The sequence below is a fragment of the Brevibacillus sp. HB1.3 genome, from assembly GCF_013186635.1.
Classification (GTDB): Bacteria; Bacillota; Bacilli; order Brevibacillales; family Brevibacillaceae; genus Brevibacillus; species Brevibacillus brevis_D.
Genome location: NZ_JABMIT010000002.1, coordinates 558,659 through 575,348, shown reverse-complemented (window position 1 = coordinate 575,348; position 16,690 = coordinate 558,659). Strand labels below are relative to the sequence as shown.

The window sequence follows — 16,690 nt, the reverse complement described above, 5'->3', positions numbered from 1 at the left end:
CTCCTAAACGATTCTTTTTCTTAGATGCCAGCCACGAGGGGCTACCACCATCTACCAAATGATTATGTATTCCTATAAGATTAATTTATTTCGTGTTGTTTGTGCATAGCTGATCTAGAAGGGGATTGAGTAAGATGGATATCCATGATGTATGGTTCGATTTTGCCGCAGCCTTTGTACAGAAAAAGAATGCTTCGGGCTGGAACACACTGACCTCACAGGAACAAGAGATTGCCGCCTTATGGTTGTTGGAAGCTGATGTATATAACGGCGGGTTTTTGCAGTTTTTTTGCAACTGGGGAGAAGAGGCATATATCTACGCAGTACGGGCCTTGCAAGCCATCGGGGCAGTCCATGCACTCGAAATCGTCCAGTCGGGATATGCCTGTATCGAGCATTTGTCAGAAGACAACCGCCTCACGCAACTCTGGGATATTCCACAGTTTCTCACCGAGGAAGAGGCAGAACGGCTGGATAAGCTTGATCAGAGCTTCTGGGAAGACCAGGATCGCATTGCAGAAGTCGCCCATCGATATTACGTACAGCAGTTGGGAATACCCACCCCGTCATAAGGAGACGTGGGTGGGTACGGACTATCATAGGAGACACCGATACCTATTCGACAGCACGTTCCCCTTCTGACTGGAGCATAAGCAGCAGCTCTTGAATAGCGGGAGCGAGCTTATCATTCTCTTCCATAATCGCAGTGAAAACGGGAATGGCGTCCTTTAGCAGCAAATAACTGTAAGAAAAATAGCTGAAGAATGCTTCCTGCTCATAACCCCGCGGCTCCTCTTCTTCCCACCATAATTCATCGTCTTCCTCGTCCTCTGGCCATAAGTACTTTTCGTCCAATAGCTCGTTCATGGTCTCAACCGCATTTTGTGAATCCATTTCGTCCACGTTTATAGCAGAAGCTACAGCCATATACAACTGAATTTCCTGCAAAGAGACTTGCTCTGGCTTTTGTTTGGAAAGCTCCTGTAGGAGTATCAGCAGCACCCACGGCGTCGTCTGCCACAAAGTGCTTTGGTGCTCGATTAGATTGGCCAACTCCTCATATTGCCCAGTCTGTATAAGCTGCGGAATGTCCGTCCCTCTGCCATAGGCTGTCGTCAAACGTTGCCACGGAATGTTGTTTGTCAGGTGGGTCAAAGAGTTCAACTCCATCTCTCCTTAGATATGACATATTGTCAGTATTTACCATGGTCACAGCAGAATTTATATGCTAATCTCCTCACTGGTAATAACAAACCAAATCCTTCATCCCTGCAAGAAATTGAGATAAGACAATGGTTTTTATGGGTTCGTCAGGTACCGTTTGCGGAATCCTCCCTGTTTTACCAACATTAAATAGTTATTAATCCTCTAATTATAATAGATAATTGAATCAATAAATAATTTCTATGATATAGTTATAGTTGTGAAAGGTAAGATGTTTTCGTAGCGTCTTGCAACGGGGCAAGGAGCTACTACTTCTTTTTTACAAAAACAGTAGATAAGGAAGGGTAATATGAGCTCCATACAGCAAAAAACAGACGTTATTTTGATTGGTGCAGGTGTCATGAGCGCAACTCTGGGAGCATTACTAAAAGAATTGGCACCGGAGTTGGAAATCAAAGTTTTTGAGAAACTCGCAAAAGCAGGCGAGGAAAGCTCGAACGAATGGAATAATGCGGGTACTGGCCACGCGGCACTCTGTGAGCTGAACTATACATCCGAGAAAGCTGACGGGTCTATAGATATTAGCAAAGCGATTAAAATCAATGAACATTTTCAGCTGTCCAGACAATTCTGGGCTTACCTTGTAAAAAACAATCTCATTCAGAATCCGCAAGACTTCATCATGCCAATACCTCATATGAGTATGGTGCAAGGTGAAAAGAATGTAAGCTTTTTGAAGAAGCGTTTTGAAGCGCTGGCAAACAATCCTCTCTTTCAAGGGATGGAGTACTCCGATGACCCTGAGAAACTGAAGGAATGGATTCCGCTCATCATGGAAGGCCGCGCGTCGAATGAACCAATAGCTGCAACCAAAATCGACTCTGGTACGGATGTCAATTTTGGTGCTTTGACACGTATGTTGTTTGATTATCTGAAGACGAAAGACGTCGCGATTAACTACAAACATGCTGTTGAGGATATCAAACGTACGAGCGACGGCATGTGGAAATTGAAAGTGTACAATATGGGCACCGGTAACATCGAAGAGCATATTGCCAAATTCGTCTTTATTGGCGGTGGCGGCGGAAGCTTGCATCTGCTCCAAAAAACCGGTATTCCAGAGTCCAAACATATCGGCGGTTTCCCGGTAAGTGGATTGTTCATGGTTTGTAAAAACCAGGAAGTGGTTGAGCAGCACCATGCAAAAGTGTACGGTAAAGCAAAGGTCGGCGCTCCTCCAATGTCGGTACCGCATCTGGATACCAGATACATCGACAACAAAAAATCCTTGCTGTTTGGACCTTTTGCGGGATTCTCGCCAAAGTTCTTAAAAACAGGTTCCAATTTGGATTTGATCACTTCTGTAAAACCGAACAACGTCATCACGATGTTGGCGGCAGGCGTAAAAGAAATGGCATTGACCAAATACCTGATCGAGCAAGTTATGCTATCGCATGAAAAGCGTATGGAAGAACTACGGGAGTTCATTCCGAATGCGAAAAGCGAGGATTGGGGTATCGTGGTAGCAGGCCAACGCGTGCAAGTTATCAAGGATACACCAGCAGGAAAAGGTACCCTTCAATTTGGTACAGAAGTGGTTAGTGCTGCTGATGGCTCCGTAGCTGCATTGCTTGGCGCATCTCCAGGTGCTTCTACAGCTGTTCAGGTTATGCTTGAGGTATTAGAAAAATGCTTCCCGCAACGTATGGCAGAGTGGGAACCGAAAATTAAAGAAATGATTCCTTCTTATGGCGTGTCACTCATGCAAAACCAAGAGCTTCTCCACGAGATTCAACGTTCGACAGACGAGGCGCTGGGTCTAAGCAAGAAGGAACTGGCTTATAGTTAATTAGTTAATGGCAATTTTTGGAACCTTCGATCCGTTTTGGATTGAAGGTTCTTTTTGATTTTGCAGAGTAGGATTGGGGGAAATGAAGGAAGAAGGCCCCGCCACACTTCATGGCGGAGCCTTCCTTCATCGATTAAACGTCTTACCAAACTACTCTACTACCGCCTCCAACGTCACTTCCACCTTCACAGTCCGCGTAACCGACTCATCTTCCTTAGAAGTAATCGTCACATACAGCGTAACGGTCTCTTCACCTTCGGCAGGCAGCTCCTTCAAAATCCCCTCATCGTCGATAAGCGTCTCATCAGAGCTTCTCGTCACCTGGAAAGTCACGTCATCGCTTTCTTCCGGGAGGGCAAGCACTGGTTGATCCAACTCTGTAGTGTTCGCAACCTCAAACTCGAATTGCTCTTCGGCTTCTTCAACTACCTTAGACAAGACCGCGTTTGTATCAGATTCCTTAATCATGAAGGATTTCCAAGCTTCATATTCTTTTACAATCTGTTCACCCTTTGGCTTGCTTTGGTCAACGACTCGACCTACGAGCTTCAGCTTGTATTTGCCTGGATCGAGCTTCTTCGCTACTTGGCCACCATCGTAGTAGGTACCATCGAGATTAGAGAAGGTGATAGGGCCTGGCGCGATCAACGCGTAATTGTTGAACACGGATGCGAGCGTACCGACGTATTTATCGTCCAAGCTCCATGCCTCAACAGAGATCTGGTTCACGTCTTTGGCTTGCAGCTCGGCTTCGAGTGTGAACGAATCCTCATTGCCATCGCCATCAGGCGTGATTGTCGTATCGGACAACTTCAGGTTGTCGAAACCGAAGTTGGTATCCTCACGCTTTTCTCCCACGTGTACAGCAAACGGCAGGCGCAGGTCAGGGTTTCCTTTCGCTGTCAGCAGGACTTCCCCTTCATACACGCCGTCTTTTGCATCGGAGTCAACGGACAGGTTGAGCTCAAATGTGGTCGCATCGCCTTTTTTAGCGGAGATGGAATCATTGGAGATTTCCACATCGATGTCATCGACATCTGGCGTTTTGGAGCCTGGTTTGTACGGATCCGTCGTGACGGACGGATGCATGATCACTTTTGCATCGTAAGAAACTTCCTTCTTGGACAGGTTTTTCAGCTGGAGCGTTTTCGTGACGGTATTGCTACCAGCCTTCAGCAAGCCAAAGGAAACGTTATCCGCATAATACGGAATGGTCTTCGGTTCAAAATCTTCGCCCAAAATGGTGAGCTGCTCTACTGTTGTCAGAACAGCAGGTGTTTTCGACGCGGCATGGCCGTTTACGCGGCCTGCACCTTGGGAGTACACATCGTACAGCGTGCCGTCTGGGCTATACAGCGGTTTGGAGGTATTCGCGAGCGCTGCCTTGATATCGGCAGGTGTCCAGTCCGGATGTGCCTGTTTCATCAGCAGGGCAAGACCGGAAACGTGCGGAGCCGCCATGCTTGTACCATTTAGACGGGCGTATGCCTTGTCGTACTTGGCGTCAGGGATCAGCTTGCTCCAAGATGGATAGCTGGACAGAACGGCTACACCTGGAGCAGCCAGATTCGGCTTGATGCTGTAATCGTCGCCCATGATTGGACCGCGTGAGCTAAATCCGGCGATGCGGTCGCCCGGGTCATTTGTGCTTGGGTATTTTTCTGAGAACGTAAATGTCAGTGTTTTCGCTTTTTCAGGGTTAGCCAGCAGCTCTTTTGCCAGTGTACGGCCTTCCAGACCCTTCATGTCAAAGGTAGGGATCGCTTCGATCTGGTCACCCAGAATCGTGCTGACGTAGCCCTCGCGATCACGGATATCCAGGTCAGCTACGCCATCCCCGTCGACGTCGTTACCGTTAAAGACTACGATAGCGACAGCACCAGCTTTTCGGGCGTTTTCGATTTTTTCCGTGAAGCCGAGAGAACCGCGGGAAACGAGAGCGACTTTGCCTTTTACATTTGCCTTTTCAAAATCGCTGCGAGAGCCAAGGTTGGCATAGACGACTGGCAGCGGTTTGGTTCCGAGGATGGAGGCGAAGTTATCCTTTCTGACTTGCCATGCCATCACAGGGAACTCGTAATTGGCTCCGAAGGACGAGGTTGCTGAGCCGTCATATTGCACAGTAGGGGAGTCTACCGCTGCAACTGTGATCGGCAGCCTCGCACCAGAAGGGGAGCCAGCCGTGTAGAAATGTCTGCCGCGCTCATCGTCGGCGGAATTCCCACCCGATACAACCGTAATCACACCAGACAGCACCGCGTTATTCACAGCGATGGCATCTGGAGAGTCAGAGTCCTTCTCCAAAGCGGAGCCAAGTGACAGGTTAATGACATCCATGCCGTCTTTCACCGCTTTTTCGATACCGTCGATGACCTGAGCGGAGCTACCGCCGCCTCGGCCCAATACGCGGTAAACGTAGAGGTCTGCACCGTAGGCAACCCCTTTTACTTGCACATCTGAGGTTTTGTTTTTGGCGCGTCCTACGATCGTGCCGGATACGTGAGTTCCATGGCTGGAGCCTTCATATCCTTTTCCATCGCGATCCTCTTCCACAGGGATTGGCGCTTGTTCATAAGGGTCTTTGTCATTGTCGAAGGAGTCATATCCGCCTTTATAAGCATCCTTGAGATCAGGGTGCTTGTAATCGACACCCGTATCGATGACGCCGACCTTCAATCCTTTCCCTGTCAAACCTTCCTTCCACATATCGAGCACGCCAATTTGTTGGAGAGGGGCCTGATCCCATTTGGTGGACGATGCTTTCTCGCTGACAGCATCTATTTCGGGAAGCTCATAATACGTATTTTGATAAATGCGTTTCACCTGTGGCAGTGCAGCCAGCTCTTCCAACTCGTCAGCTGACACCGTTACTTCCATTCCGTTGAATACATGCTCAAACTTGCGCTTTACCTTCAGTTTGACCTTGTTGTCGTTTGCTTCATCGAGGAAGGAGGCTTGTTCATCCTCTACTTTCGCCCGCAATGATCTAACGGAAGATTCTGAACCTTCGTCGTGTTTAGCTGTGATTGAAGGTTCACTTTGCAGCTCAATAATGACACTGACGTTTTTGCTAGAACTGGTGTTCAGCAGGGGGGAGATTTTCGAGATTTCGGAGCCAATCTCTACTTCCGCATTGGTATACTCGTTTACTTTTTCCCAATCCTGTTCACTAAACTCCGCCGCTGCCAGTGCATTGTAAGGAAGGCCACTCAGCATGAGTGATGCTGCAAGCGTAAGAGAAGCGAGAGTACGCATCTTCTTCATCAGTCCACTCTCCTTAAAAAATATGTATAAGACGATTTGCATAAGTATTTCTCTTCTCGTAAGACTATTCCTTTTATTGAGAAAATACTTTTTATCGGGTAAATTCGTCAAAAATCGACAAAATCGACTGTATTTTCGATCTATTCAAGGAGAATATGGTAGAAATTTGTTGTTTTTTGACAATTTATTTTCTATATTTTTCATAAGACATAGGTCAGGAGAGGATATTCGATGATCAAGTTGAAAAATATCGGGAGTTTCCAAGAGCTGCCGGAAATCGCGATGCATATTTATCAAGGAAATGTCACGGCTTTGCAAGAAGCGATTGCGGCAGGCTTGGATATAGAAAAGGGGATCGTGCTAAGCGAATATACGACGATAAGTCCGTTGGATCTGGCACTTGTATCGGAGAAGCTAGAAGTTGTTAAGCTGCTGGTAGAGCATGGCGTTAATCTGAATGTCAAAAATAAACCGGCTTTTTTGAAGGCCGTACGTTATGGCAAGGAAGAGATCGTTCGCTATGTAGTAGCGCAAGGCGCCAAGCTGGACATGGTCAATCAGGTGGGCTCAGGCGCTTATTCGGAGGCTTACTACGGCAACAAAAAGAACATCCCGCTCATTCAAGAGCTGGGACTGGATATAAGACTGCATGGCGGCGATGTATTGCGTAAAGCCGTGTCGGATCATGACCTTACGACCACGGCCTACTTGCTCGATCATGGGGTGGACATCAATTACAACAAACCGGATATGGTGTATCCGTATCAAGCGACCCCATTAACAGTTGCCACGCGCATGGGGAATGTCGCCATGGTCAAGTATTTGGTTGAACGCGGTGCGGACATTATGGTTGCGAAAAAGGGTGGAGAGCGGCCTTATACCATCGCGGTCAGCAATAAAAATACGGAGTTGGCTGCGTATTTGAAATCGCTGGAACCTGCCGAGCTGCATGATGTGGAGAACAGGAAGTACGAGCTGCAAAAATATAAACTGACCGACGAACTGATTGGCTTTCTTACCGGAGAAGAGCTGCGTCTTGAGCTGGCGGACAATGAGTATGACATCGCGTATATCGACTTTTTCACATTGACCGATACGATTGAGATGAAAATCGGACGGCAAAAGCTGCTGCGTTTGTCTGCCGAAATCGACAACTACTCCCATCTGCATCTCGTGTGGAATCCGAAGAAAAAAGGGAGTATCGGCTGCTATGATGAGGAGCATAAGGAGTATGCGGATTTTTGCAGCTTTACGGAGTTCCTTGCGCAGCCGGAGGTGTATCTGATCAAGTTTATGGAAGGCGAATTAGATTCGATGTAAAAGGAAAAGATCACAAGGGCCCTCGATCATTCGGGGGCTTGACAGTAAAATTTATCCAATGGTAAGATCGTGAGCAAGAAACGAAAGGAGGAGGATTAAACATGTTCGCATACGTAATCAAGCCTGAAACAAACCATGTAGCGATAAAATCTAACTCCATAGGTATGCCTTTTACGCAATTGCGCTGTTTAAGGGTGAGCCAACTCCGTTTCCCATAGACTGCGGATAACGCCCCTACGATAACACAATAGCCCCAAGCGTAAAGGCTGCGATACCATGCTGCATTTTTTCATCCAGACGGAAGAAATGAGCATGAAAGCGGCTTTTTCTATTGAAAAATAAAGAACGTACGTTCCTATAAAGAGAATAAAGGTGGTCTTCTTTTGAGCAACACGCCGATCAAATATTTCATCAATCCGGAAGTAAAAGTGGAAAACAATGCGGTAGAGGAGCTTCATCGACTTTTAGAAGTGAATGAAACAATTGCAACGCTGCAAAAGCATTCACCCGATTATTTTGACGATCCGAATACCGGGGTTTTGGAAGTAGCCATTACACCCGATTTTCACAAAGGAAGTGGCATTCCTGTAGGCACGACGCTGTTTACACGTGGTTTTGTACTGCCGCAAGCGATTGGCAACGACATTAACTGCGGGATGCGTCTGTATGTCACGGATTTGCACGAGGAACAGATTCGCACAAATCTGGATGCGATTGAGCGGAATGTACGCCATGTTTTTTTCGAAGGGGGCCGCAATATTCCCATGACGCGGCAGATGCGCGAAAAAATGTTCAAGGAAGGTCTGATTGGCATACTGGACAGCCACAAGGAAGCGAATGGCGAAGGAATTTGGCGTTATTACAACGAGAAGCAGCAGGAGCTGGATTTGAACCATGTCAATAAAATGGGGTCCTTTATCGCGGAATCGACGATTGGACTCGATGACTTTCTCGGTCCTGCCGAGCTTTCCCGGGATGCACAAATCGGATCGCTTGGAGGCGGGAATCATTTTTTTGAGATTCAGGTGGTCAAAAAAGTGCATCAGGGCTTTATCGCCAGTCAGTGGGGGCTGAAGGAAGGGCAAGTCGTCCTCATGATTCATACCGGCTCGGTTTCCATAGGTTATCACAGCGGGGCATGGATCAAGGAGATGCTGAAAAAGATGTACCCGACGTCCTTGAAGCACCCAGATAACGGCATGTATCCACTGCCTCTTTCGGAGCGTTCCCTTCCACAGTGGAAAATGTTTTGGAGTCTCCTGCACAATGCGGCGAACTTTGCATTTGCAAATCGATTGATGCTGGGGCTGATGATGTACAAATCGATTTCCGATGTGTTGGGCGATTTTGAACACAGGCTGTTGTACGATGCGCCACATAATTATTTGTGGGAAGAACAGCTGGAGCAGGTGGGCGGATTTTTGCATCGAAAAGGGTCGTGTACGGCGAAATCGGCCGAGCAAATGATGGGCACGCCGTTTCAGTATACCGGCGAACCTGTGTTTATCCCTGGTTCCATGGGCTCGCACAGCTTTATTTTGGCGGGGCTAGGCAATCGGGACAGCTTGTATAGCGCAAGCCATGGCGCAGGTCGTGCGCTCTCTCGCGGGGATGCTGTGAAAGTGGACGATGACCGATTTCGCGAGTTTCTCGCTAACTTCCGCGTGATTAATCCGATTGATCCGAAGCGGGCGGACTTGCGTGGACGGAGTGATATTTTGAAGAAATGGGAAGAAGAGCTGAAAAAAGAGGCGCCGTATGCCTATAAAGATATTACTCCGGTGATTCAGTCGCATGTGGATCATGGGATGGCTGAGATTGTGGCCGAAGTGGCTCCGATTGCTACCGTGAAAGGCTAGATAGGAACCTCCCCTCCGAGCATTCGGAGGCTTTTCTTCTTGTTAGGAAAAAAGGAGACCGTTCAGAATGAAACGGTCTCTCCTTGTACTTCACTCACGAAGGCATGCGTATTCTCTTCTGTGTCTTTGAAGAAGGTCATCCACGTTTCCGTTTGCCCTATTTTGGCTACGAGATGTGGCTCGTCGATAAACGTAACGTCCCTTTTTTTAAAATCTTCAAAAGCGGTTTGAATGTCATCCACTTGAAAGTAAAGGACGGAGCTGGCGTGTGCAAATTGTTCTTTTTCCGGTAGGCTCAGCATGAGGCGAAGTCCGTTACATTCAAAGAACGCCATATTGCCTGTCTGAAACAAAAGAGGGAGCCCGAGTTGCTCTTTGTAAAAATGGACGGCCTTTTCTAGGTTTTTGACCGGGATGCCGATTTGCCCTACTTTTTGAATCAGGTTCGTTTGCATGATAAAGTCCCCCTTTTGTTCGCGTTTCCTTATCAGCATAAACGAATCCCATGATTATTTCTTATCCAAAATCACTTTTTTTCTGAATGACAGAGGAGAAATCCCGGCATGCTGCTTAAACATTTTGCTAAAGGAAACAGGGTTACTGAATCCAACCTCAAAGGCGATGTCGGTCATACTGAAGTCCAGTTTGGCTAACAGCTGCTTGGCTCGTTGTATCCGGTATTCCGAAATATGCTGATGGGGCGTTTTTCCATACACTTGGGCGTACGTTCGCAATAAATGGTTGGGGGATAAACAAGCAATCTGTGCGATCTCATCGAGCTTGATTGGTTGATCATAAAAAGCCCGGATATAATCGTGGGCGGTACTGATTCTTCGATATAGCTCCTCGCGCGTTGATTGCCGAAGCGCGTGCAAAGCGTCCATTTCTTTTCTTACATCGAGATGCCCGAGCAATAGGGTCCGCATAATCTGGTGAAATTGTTCTTCATAACCAATGGATTCCGGATCAAGGATGGTGAGACGCTCTTTCAAAGCCGCTAACTGAAATGCCAGTGTATGGCTCGTATGATAGGTTTTTTCAAAGAAACCGATCGAAGCCGTTTCCTTATACGGATCACTGAGAAGACGATCGGTTGAATCCACGAACGTGCTTAAAATCTCCTCGCCAAAACCATGCCGGAAGAAAATACAAAGCGATTCCACATCCTCATCTTCGTCAATGGAAATGGTATACTCCCCCTCGTTTAGCAAGAGATACCTACCCTCATCCACAGCAAAAAAGCCTTTACTCGTCTTGTAATGTGCCCTTCCATTACGAAATGTTTTAATGGAAAGCTGCCCATCCCCTTCCCAGTAAAATTGCTTGCTTTTTGCGTGAAGAACATAGTTCCTGGAAGGCTTGTCGGTCATTTCACGATATCCTGCAACGTCTTATCGATATGGGCAAAACGGAACTGGTACCCTTCACGCTCAAGCCTTTCTGGAATGACCCAGCGGCTTTTTAACACCAGCTCTGTTTCCGTTCCGATCATTATAGCTCCCATTTCCAGCATCCATTTGGGAGAAGGCAGTCCGAAGCTCCGATTCATCACGCTGCGAAAATGCTGCATGAATTCACGGTTTGTGACGGGATGGGGAGAAGAACAATTGAATACGCCGCTTAAGTCCGTTCGCTCTTTCAAAAAGAGAATGATCTGGAAGATATCTTCGACATGAATCCAGCTAAAACGCTGATTGCCAGACCCTTGTACACCCCCGAGCCCAAATCGAACGAGATTTTTGTATGGATCGATAACCCCACCGTTTTCGCCCAGCACGATCGCCATGCGTAAGGCTACTTGTCTCGTATGCGGCAAATCAAAGGAAAAGAAGGCAGATTCCCACTCCTTGGCGACATCAACGGAAAAGCCTGTTCCAATCTCCCCGCTCGCTTCTGTCATGGGACGATCCTCCGCATGCCTATAGATGGTGGCTGTGCTGGAATTGAGCCAGAGCGAGGGCGGGTTTTTGCAAGCCAAAACAGCATCGCCGAGTATGTGAGTGGTCTCTGTCCGAGATTTCAGGATTTCTTCCTTGTTCTTCTCATGGTAACGACAGTTGACGGATTTGCCCGCCAGGTTGATGAGTAGCTCGGAATCTTCCAAAGCTTCTACGATTTTCGCGTGATTGTCCCATGTGATATGAGGGGAAGTTCTTGCGATGATCATGACTTCGTAGCCAAGTTGATTGAATTTGTCTGCCAGATACTTGCCGATAAAGCCAGTGCCGCCAGCCAGGATCACTTTCTTTTTCATAAGATCAACTCGCTTCCATCGATGTACATATTTCTTACAATAATTGTAACATAATGCAAGGTGGCGGCAGCATGTATCCGTCATTCTTATCGATTTTTTTGATATACCATACAATACACAGGGACATCATCGATTTTGGTTTGTTCTTGTAACGTAAATCCGAGCTTTTGATACAAACCCACATTCTCTTCCTTTTCCGTATCCAGCGCGATTCCCTGCGATTCGTGGTCCTCTTTTATGCTTTGAAACAGGTGTTGCATCAGGGCTTTGCCGACTCCCTTGCCTTGAGCCTCCGGTTTTACGCCAATCATAATGAGGTAGTGATGTTTCCATGGAGGAGCGGCAGAACGTGTGATGCGCATATAGGAATTAAGGAGTATCAGCGTTTTTCCAGAAAGTTGAAATACTAACGGGATCAATCTACCGATTAACAGGAATCCTCCTTTTCTATTCGAATGCTTGTTTGTTTGTGGTTTCTCGACGACGTAAGTGCCTAGCAAGCTGTCCTCGTCAAAAATGCCCCACACTTCCTCGTGAAACAGAAAGCTCTTATCAAACAGAAAAGATAGAAAGGCTGTAACGCTTTTTCTTGCTGTATGATCGAGCTCTGAATCCCCAAATACGTGCAAAAAGAAAGGATCACGCGAAAATGCCCTGCTCATGAGTGATACGAATGCGGGTTTATCCGACTTTGTGAGTTTGGAAAGGCGGTAGGAAGTCTTCATTTTTCTGTACCTGTGTCATCGATTACTTTCCCATAATGATTGACAGCAAAGCTAAATAACACTTTTACCATAAAGAATAAGCAGGCGATCAACAGAAACGGATGCATCCCTGGGAGCAATGGTATCCAGCCAAGGCCAACGGACAGGAGAATGCCTGCGACAAACAGCTGCGAACGATTCCCAAAAAGAGCATTCACAGCAAAAGCTCCTACAATCGTATAAGCCCATACTCCTATGGAATACGCGAGGTTTTGTTGTAAGAGAAGGGCAACCAGGATGATATGGACGTGAATGGCAATGAAGACGAGGCGATTTTTTTTACGTGCGGCATAAAAATTGCTGGTTGAGATCGTAAAATTCGCTAGACAGCCAGAAAATATATCGAATACAAGCAACAGTGCCAGCGTGCTGCGCCAAATGGGCAAGCTCTCCGTGAGTTCTGGGAATCGCAAATAGAGAGCAGTGGTCAGCACTCCGCCGAACAGCAGGATAGCTCCGATCGAGCCAATGCTCTGCTTTTCACCGAAGACGTCATGCAAAAAAGCGGGGATCCGTATTTGTTTCATGATAAATTCACTCCTATCCCTTAAAAATATGTAGTGAATATACTCATTTACTACAAAATAATTATAACTATCAAAACCACCCCATTTCAATCATTTTGTAGTTAATTTATTGAAATACTCTAAAACCTGAACTACACTACAGAAAGAGGTGGAGAAGATGAATGGATTCGAACGACGAAAACAGAACAAAATCGATCAAATATACAGCGCCGCTTTACAATTGTTCTCCAGACATGGCTTTCAAAAAGTCAGTGTAAATGAAATTGCGCAGAACGCGAAGGTTTCCCCTGCGACCATTTATAACTACTTTGGGACAAAAGAACAGCTCTACGCAGACATGCTAATGAACTGGATGGACAAGCAGTTGGAGCAGTACGAGAGAATTCTCGATTCGGGGAGTTCTTTTCCAGAAAAGACAAAGGACATCATGCTGTTGGAAGCCAAGAATTTGCATACCCTCACGGACGAGCTTCAGAACGCCCCCTTTGCTGAACTAAGTGGCTTGCTGCAACGAATTGAAGGCGAATACGAGCAAAAAATCAGGCATTTTTTTACGAGGTTTGTCGCGCTTGGGAAGCAGGAAGGTTATATTCAGCGTGATCTGACAGAAGAAATGATGATGATGTACTTCACGATGTACAAAAATGAGCTGGGACGCCAGTGGGAAGTATCGAATCGTGAGCGAGTAACGCTGAGTATGGAGCAATGGGTGGATATGTTTTTCTTTGGTTTGGTTGGACAGAAGCAGAAGTAGGACGAAAGTAAAAAAGCTCTTCACCCAAAATGGGAAGAGCTTTTATTGATTAGCGAAAATTTGAAAAGTCGGTATGCCAGTTAGATTTCGATAGCATGAAGTGTTTGGAAACAAAGGAACGTGAAAAATTCCAATCACTTTGGCGCAGGTGATCCAGCGATGTTTGCGCAGTCATAAATTGATAGCCGGCGATATATCCCGTAATAAACTCGCTCCAGCTGTTATAGGCTTGCTGCGCTTGTCTCACAGCCTGTAGCTTAAACTGCCGAGCTTCCTCTTTGCTGATATAGCCGCCTTCCCGTCTCGTACCACTCAAGTGGGAGACCCAGGCATAATCATAGGCGGCGATCCCTTCATCTGGGAGTCTTCGCAGATAGGAATGAACGATCTTTGCCTTGCCGACGCGATCCCGATCTGGTTCCAGAGAGTTGATATATTCCACGCGTCCTGACTCTGATAACGCTGATAAGAAATGGTGAAGCCGGGCAAATTCTTTCCGCTCGCCTTCTTTTAGCATCCACGATAGTCTCTCTTTCTGACTCGCGGCGTCTCTTATTCCCCGTTTGGTATAGTTATCTTTAATTTCGATGTAGATCGAATCTGACCCAATCCCAATAGCTGAATTCATACTGCCGGTGAAGAAGTGAAATTGTTTTTCCTTTTTATGCTTGAATGTGAACATGTATGAAAAGTCCACTCCTTGTTAATAGACTCGAGTGATGATATACAGCTTGTACAGTGAACCAAAGAAGAACCGACACAAGACCAAAAGAATCAGCCCATAGAAATAAATCTCCAACGGAGGGCTCGGAATCGTCATATACCTTACGTCGATCATTTGATTTTGATTGAGTTTGTTGAAATCGAACAAAGAAGTCAGTTCCAAATCCAGTAACATTTTCTTTGTGTCAGTCAGTACCTTAGGAGGTATATCCATTACCTGGCCCATTTCAAATTCTAAGATTCCGGTTTTTTCAATCTCGATCGTACTATACTTCGTAATGACGAGGATGGGTGTATCCCCCAAGTAGCCGATTTTTACGTAGCCTGAAGGATTAACTTTTCCTATGTCTCCGGTTTCATTAAGCGTCAAATAATTTTCGTATGCCGTGTAGCTATTTCCGTCTTTATCTGTTTTCGTATACTGATAGATTTTCAGAAAACGGAGATTCGTTAACTTGGCCTGAACGAATTGGTTGGGTCCAATCTGTTTTAAATCCTCTGGCGAAGATAATTTGACCAGTCCATTCTGGTGAAGCTGTATATATGAAATGGGAGTTAATTTTGTATGATCCACAAACGCGTTGTATAGAAGAGATTGAAAAAGCATGATGAGCGCAAGTGTCACTGTAGCTATGGCTACTTGGAAATGAATGGCTGGCTTTATTTGTTTATTCAAGTCTTTCCGTTCTCCCAGCTCCGAAGTCAATTGCTGCAAGGCATGCTTTCGTTCTTTGGCTGGTAGCTTCTTGACTTGTTTCAGCATGTTTCCACGAATCTGCGTGAGCAAAATGAGCGCCTCGTAATCGTGTGGACTGGCTGCGAGCAGCTGTTCAAATGTGACTTTTGCCTGAGCTTCATTACCCAGCTTTAGCTGACACTTTCCGAGCAGGCTTAGTGCTTCCGTATGGGTTGGGAGTTGAGACAAGATGTACTCGCATTCCTTCTGAGCCTCGGTGACATGTTGCTTGTGGTACCATATGTAGGCTCGAGCCAGGTAGCTGTCGATATCGTCTGGTTGAATGCAGATGATACGGGAATATGCGTCGAGTGCACCAGCCGTGTCACCGACTCGCTGGCAATACTCTCCCTGAAGGCGAAGCAATTCGGGGTCATCCGCAAATAAGGCAATAGCCGCGTTAAGTGAGTTGCTTGCTTGCTCCAGTTGATTTTCTTTCAAGGCTTGATAAGCTGCATCGCGGTAAGACAAGAATAGATCACGATCGAGATGGGGCGCCGCAAGCAAAGTGTCAAAACGCAATCCTGGCTCGTCTAGCTGCTTCAGATAGTATTGGCAAAAATTTTTCGAGTGCTTGTCCATATAAAAAGGCTCTTGAATAAGCTCCCGCCATTGAAAGCCATCCTCTAGTATTAACCAGACGCTTTTGGGCAAATGGTGGTGCTCGTGTAGAAAGTGAAACAGGCGGTCACTGACGATTCTCCTCAGATGTATATTCCACACGAAGTCAGAACGGAGCAGCTTTGTCCAATTTTCAGGATTGATCCTGGAAGGGAAATCGTCGTACAAAGCTTTTACTTGCTCCATAAAACTGTCTATCTGTCCAATTGGATCATTGCGATCTGGTGTGGCGTCAATATGCTGAAAGGACAGCCGACGTGGAACAGTGAGAATGGAAGGATCCTCTTCAATGAAAGTGTCTATCTGTTCAACCGGATCATGGCGATCTGGTGCGGCGTCAATGTGTTGAAAAGACAGCCGACGTGGAACAGTGAGAATGGGAGTATCCTCTTCTATGAAAGTGTCTATCTGTTCAACCGGATCATGGCGATCTGGTGCGGCGTCAATATGTTGAAAGGACAGCCGACGTGGAACAGTGAGAATGGGGGTATCCTCTTCCGGTTGTTCAGGGGTTTCTGCATCGGCTATGGATGTCATTTCTACCTTTGGTTTTCCCTGGCCCTTCTTCGCCATTTTAATAGCCAGATCGTATGCTTCTCGCAGTTGTTGGTAGCCCTCTGGATCATCTTCCGGGTGATGCAGCCTTAGCTTTTTCGCATAGGCTTTTTTTATCGTCGAAATATCTTCGGTAGGATCAATGTCCAGTATCCTCCAAATATTCACAAGTCGTCACGCACCTTTTACGTGTGATTCATCTGTTGCTTCATGATTATAATCTAATGAGGATAATTTTAACTATCATGGAAAAATAAAAAAGACGCAGACCTTCTTTCCTTGTGAGAAGAAGATCTGCGT

The 16,690-nt window shown here is 46.4% G+C and carries 14 protein-coding genes; 5 read left to right on the top strand and 9 right to left on the bottom strand.

Annotated features, from left to right (window positions below):
• Positions 1-125: 125 nt before the first annotated feature.
• A complete protein-coding gene (locus HPY31_RS07240; protein WP_172139685.1) occupies positions 126-572 on the top strand; it encodes a DMP19 family protein in 447 nt (148 codons plus the stop codon).
• Between the two features lie 43 nt (positions 573-615).
• On the opposite strand, the gene HPY31_RS07235 is transcribed toward HPY31_RS07240, so the two are convergent.
• Positions 616-1,170, bottom strand: coding sequence for a hypothetical protein (locus tag HPY31_RS07235; protein WP_371811683.1), 555 nt, complete (start codon positions 1,168-1,170; stop codon positions 616-618).
• 343 nt (positions 1,171-1,513) lie between these two features.
• Here HPY31_RS07235 and HPY31_RS07230 point away from each other — a divergent pair, with 343 nt between their 5' ends.
• Positions 1,514-3,013, top strand: a complete 1,500-nt coding sequence (locus HPY31_RS07230; RefSeq protein WP_172139681.1) for a malate:quinone oxidoreductase — start codon at positions 1,514-1,516, stop codon at positions 3,011-3,013.
• A gap of 150 nt (positions 3,014-3,163) precedes the next feature.
• Here HPY31_RS07230 and HPY31_RS07225 read toward each other — a convergent pair whose 3' ends face one another.
• Positions 3,164-6,277, bottom strand: coding sequence for a S8 family serine peptidase (locus HPY31_RS07225; protein ID WP_172139680.1), 3,114 nt, complete (start codon positions 6,275-6,277; stop codon positions 3,164-3,166).
• 231 nt (positions 6,278-6,508) lie between these two features.
• On the opposite strand from HPY31_RS07225, the gene HPY31_RS07220 reads away from it, so the two are divergent.
• Positions 6,509-7,597 (top strand): ankyrin repeat domain-containing protein, encoded by a 1,089-nt coding sequence (locus HPY31_RS07220; protein ID WP_172139678.1) that lies wholly within the window; start codon positions 6,509-6,511, stop codon positions 7,595-7,597.
• 383 nt (positions 7,598-7,980) lie between these two features.
• The gene (locus HPY31_RS07215; RefSeq protein ID WP_172139676.1) at positions 7,981-9,456 is read left to right on the top strand and encodes an RtcB family protein; all 1,476 of its coding nucleotides are present in this window, start codon (positions 7,981-7,983) and stop codon (positions 9,454-9,456) included.
• A 62-nt stretch (positions 9,457-9,518) separates the two neighbouring features.
• On the opposite strand, the gene HPY31_RS07210 is transcribed toward HPY31_RS07215, so the two are convergent.
• The 5 genes from HPY31_RS07210 to HPY31_RS07190 all read right to left on the bottom strand — a co-directional run bounded on the left by HPY31_RS07210 (position 9,519) and on the right by HPY31_RS07190 (position 13,001).
• Positions 9,519-9,911, bottom strand: a complete 393-nt coding sequence (locus HPY31_RS07210; protein WP_087348604.1) for a VOC family protein — start codon at positions 9,909-9,911, stop codon at positions 9,519-9,521.
• A 54-nt stretch (positions 9,912-9,965) separates the two neighbouring features.
• The gene (locus tag HPY31_RS07205; RefSeq protein ID WP_172139674.1) at positions 9,966-10,826 is read right to left on the bottom strand and encodes an AraC family transcriptional regulator; all 861 of its coding nucleotides are present in this window, start codon (positions 10,824-10,826) and stop codon (positions 9,966-9,968) included.
• A complete protein-coding gene (locus tag HPY31_RS07200) occupies positions 10,823-11,710 on the bottom strand; it encodes a TIGR01777 family oxidoreductase (protein ID WP_172139673.1) in 888 nt (295 codons plus the stop codon). Before HPY31_RS07200 ends, HPY31_RS07205 begins: the two co-directional genes overlap by 4 nt.
• Positions 11,711-11,796: 86 nt before the next feature.
• The gene (locus tag HPY31_RS07195) at positions 11,797-12,435 is read right to left on the bottom strand and encodes a GNAT family N-acetyltransferase (protein ID WP_172139671.1); all 639 of its coding nucleotides are present in this window, start codon (positions 12,433-12,435) and stop codon (positions 11,797-11,799) included.
• A complete protein-coding gene (locus HPY31_RS07190; protein ID WP_172139669.1) occupies positions 12,432-13,001 on the bottom strand; it encodes a hypothetical protein in 570 nt (189 codons plus the stop codon). Before HPY31_RS07190 ends, HPY31_RS07195 begins: the two co-directional genes overlap by 4 nt.
• Before the next feature lie 157 nt (positions 13,002-13,158).
• On the opposite strand from HPY31_RS07190, the gene HPY31_RS07185 reads away from it, so the two are divergent.
• Positions 13,159-13,755 carry a TetR/AcrR family transcriptional regulator gene (locus tag HPY31_RS07185; protein WP_172139667.1) on the top strand — a complete coding sequence of 199 codons (597 nt, stop codon included), beginning with the start codon at positions 13,159-13,161 and terminating at the stop codon, positions 13,753-13,755.
• A 49-nt stretch (positions 13,756-13,804) separates the two neighbouring features.
• Here the strand turns inward: HPY31_RS07185 and HPY31_RS07180 are convergent, their stop codons facing one another.
• Positions 13,805-14,383, bottom strand: coding sequence for a DUF1266 domain-containing protein (locus HPY31_RS07180; protein WP_253901706.1), 579 nt, complete (start codon positions 14,381-14,383; stop codon positions 13,805-13,807).
• Between the two features lie 75 nt (positions 14,384-14,458).
• Positions 14,459-16,558: a J domain-containing protein gene (locus HPY31_RS07175; RefSeq protein WP_172139663.1), complete on the bottom strand. Its 2,100-nt coding sequence runs from the start codon at positions 16,556-16,558 to the stop codon at positions 14,459-14,461.
• Between the last annotated feature and the right edge of the window lie 132 nt (positions 16,559-16,690).

Bases quoted from the DNA above. Each gene is read 5' to 3' on its own strand.
- HPY31_RS07235 (WP_371811683.1), bottom strand. From the start codon at position 1,170: ATGGAGTTGAACTCTTTGACCCACCTGACAAACAACATTCCGTGGCAA.
- HPY31_RS07230 (WP_172139681.1), top strand. From the start codon at position 1,514: ATGAGCTCCATACAGCAAAAAACAGACGTTATTTTGATTGGTGCAGGT.
- HPY31_RS07225 (WP_172139680.1), bottom strand. From the start codon at position 6,277: ATGAAGAAGATGCGTACTCTCGCTTCTCTTACGCTTGCAGCATCACTC.
- HPY31_RS07220 (WP_172139678.1), top strand. From the start codon at position 6,509: ATGATCAAGTTGAAAAATATCGGGAGTTTCCAAGAGCTGCCGGAAATC.
- HPY31_RS07210 (WP_087348604.1), bottom strand. From the start codon at position 9,911: ATGCAAACGAACCTGATTCAAAAAGTAGGGCAAATCGGCATCCCGGTC.
- HPY31_RS07205 (WP_172139674.1), bottom strand. From the start codon at position 10,826: ATGACCGACAAGCCTTCCAGGAACTATGTTCTTCACGCAAAAAGCAAG.
- HPY31_RS07200 (WP_172139673.1), bottom strand. From the start codon at position 11,710: ATGAAAAAGAAAGTGATCCTGGCTGGCGGCACTGGCTTTATCGGCAAG.
- HPY31_RS07195 (WP_172139671.1), bottom strand. From the start codon at position 12,435: ATGAAGACTTCCTACCGCCTTTCCAAACTCACAAAGTCGGATAAACCC.
- HPY31_RS07190 (WP_172139669.1), bottom strand. From the start codon at position 13,001: ATGAAACAAATACGGATCCCCGCTTTTTTGCATGACGTCTTCGGTGAA.
- HPY31_RS07185 (WP_172139667.1), top strand. From the start codon at position 13,159: ATGAATGGATTCGAACGACGAAAACAGAACAAAATCGATCAAATATAC.
- HPY31_RS07180 (WP_253901706.1), bottom strand. From the start codon at position 14,383: ATGAATTCAGCTATTGGGATTGGGTCAGATTCGATCTACATCGAAATT.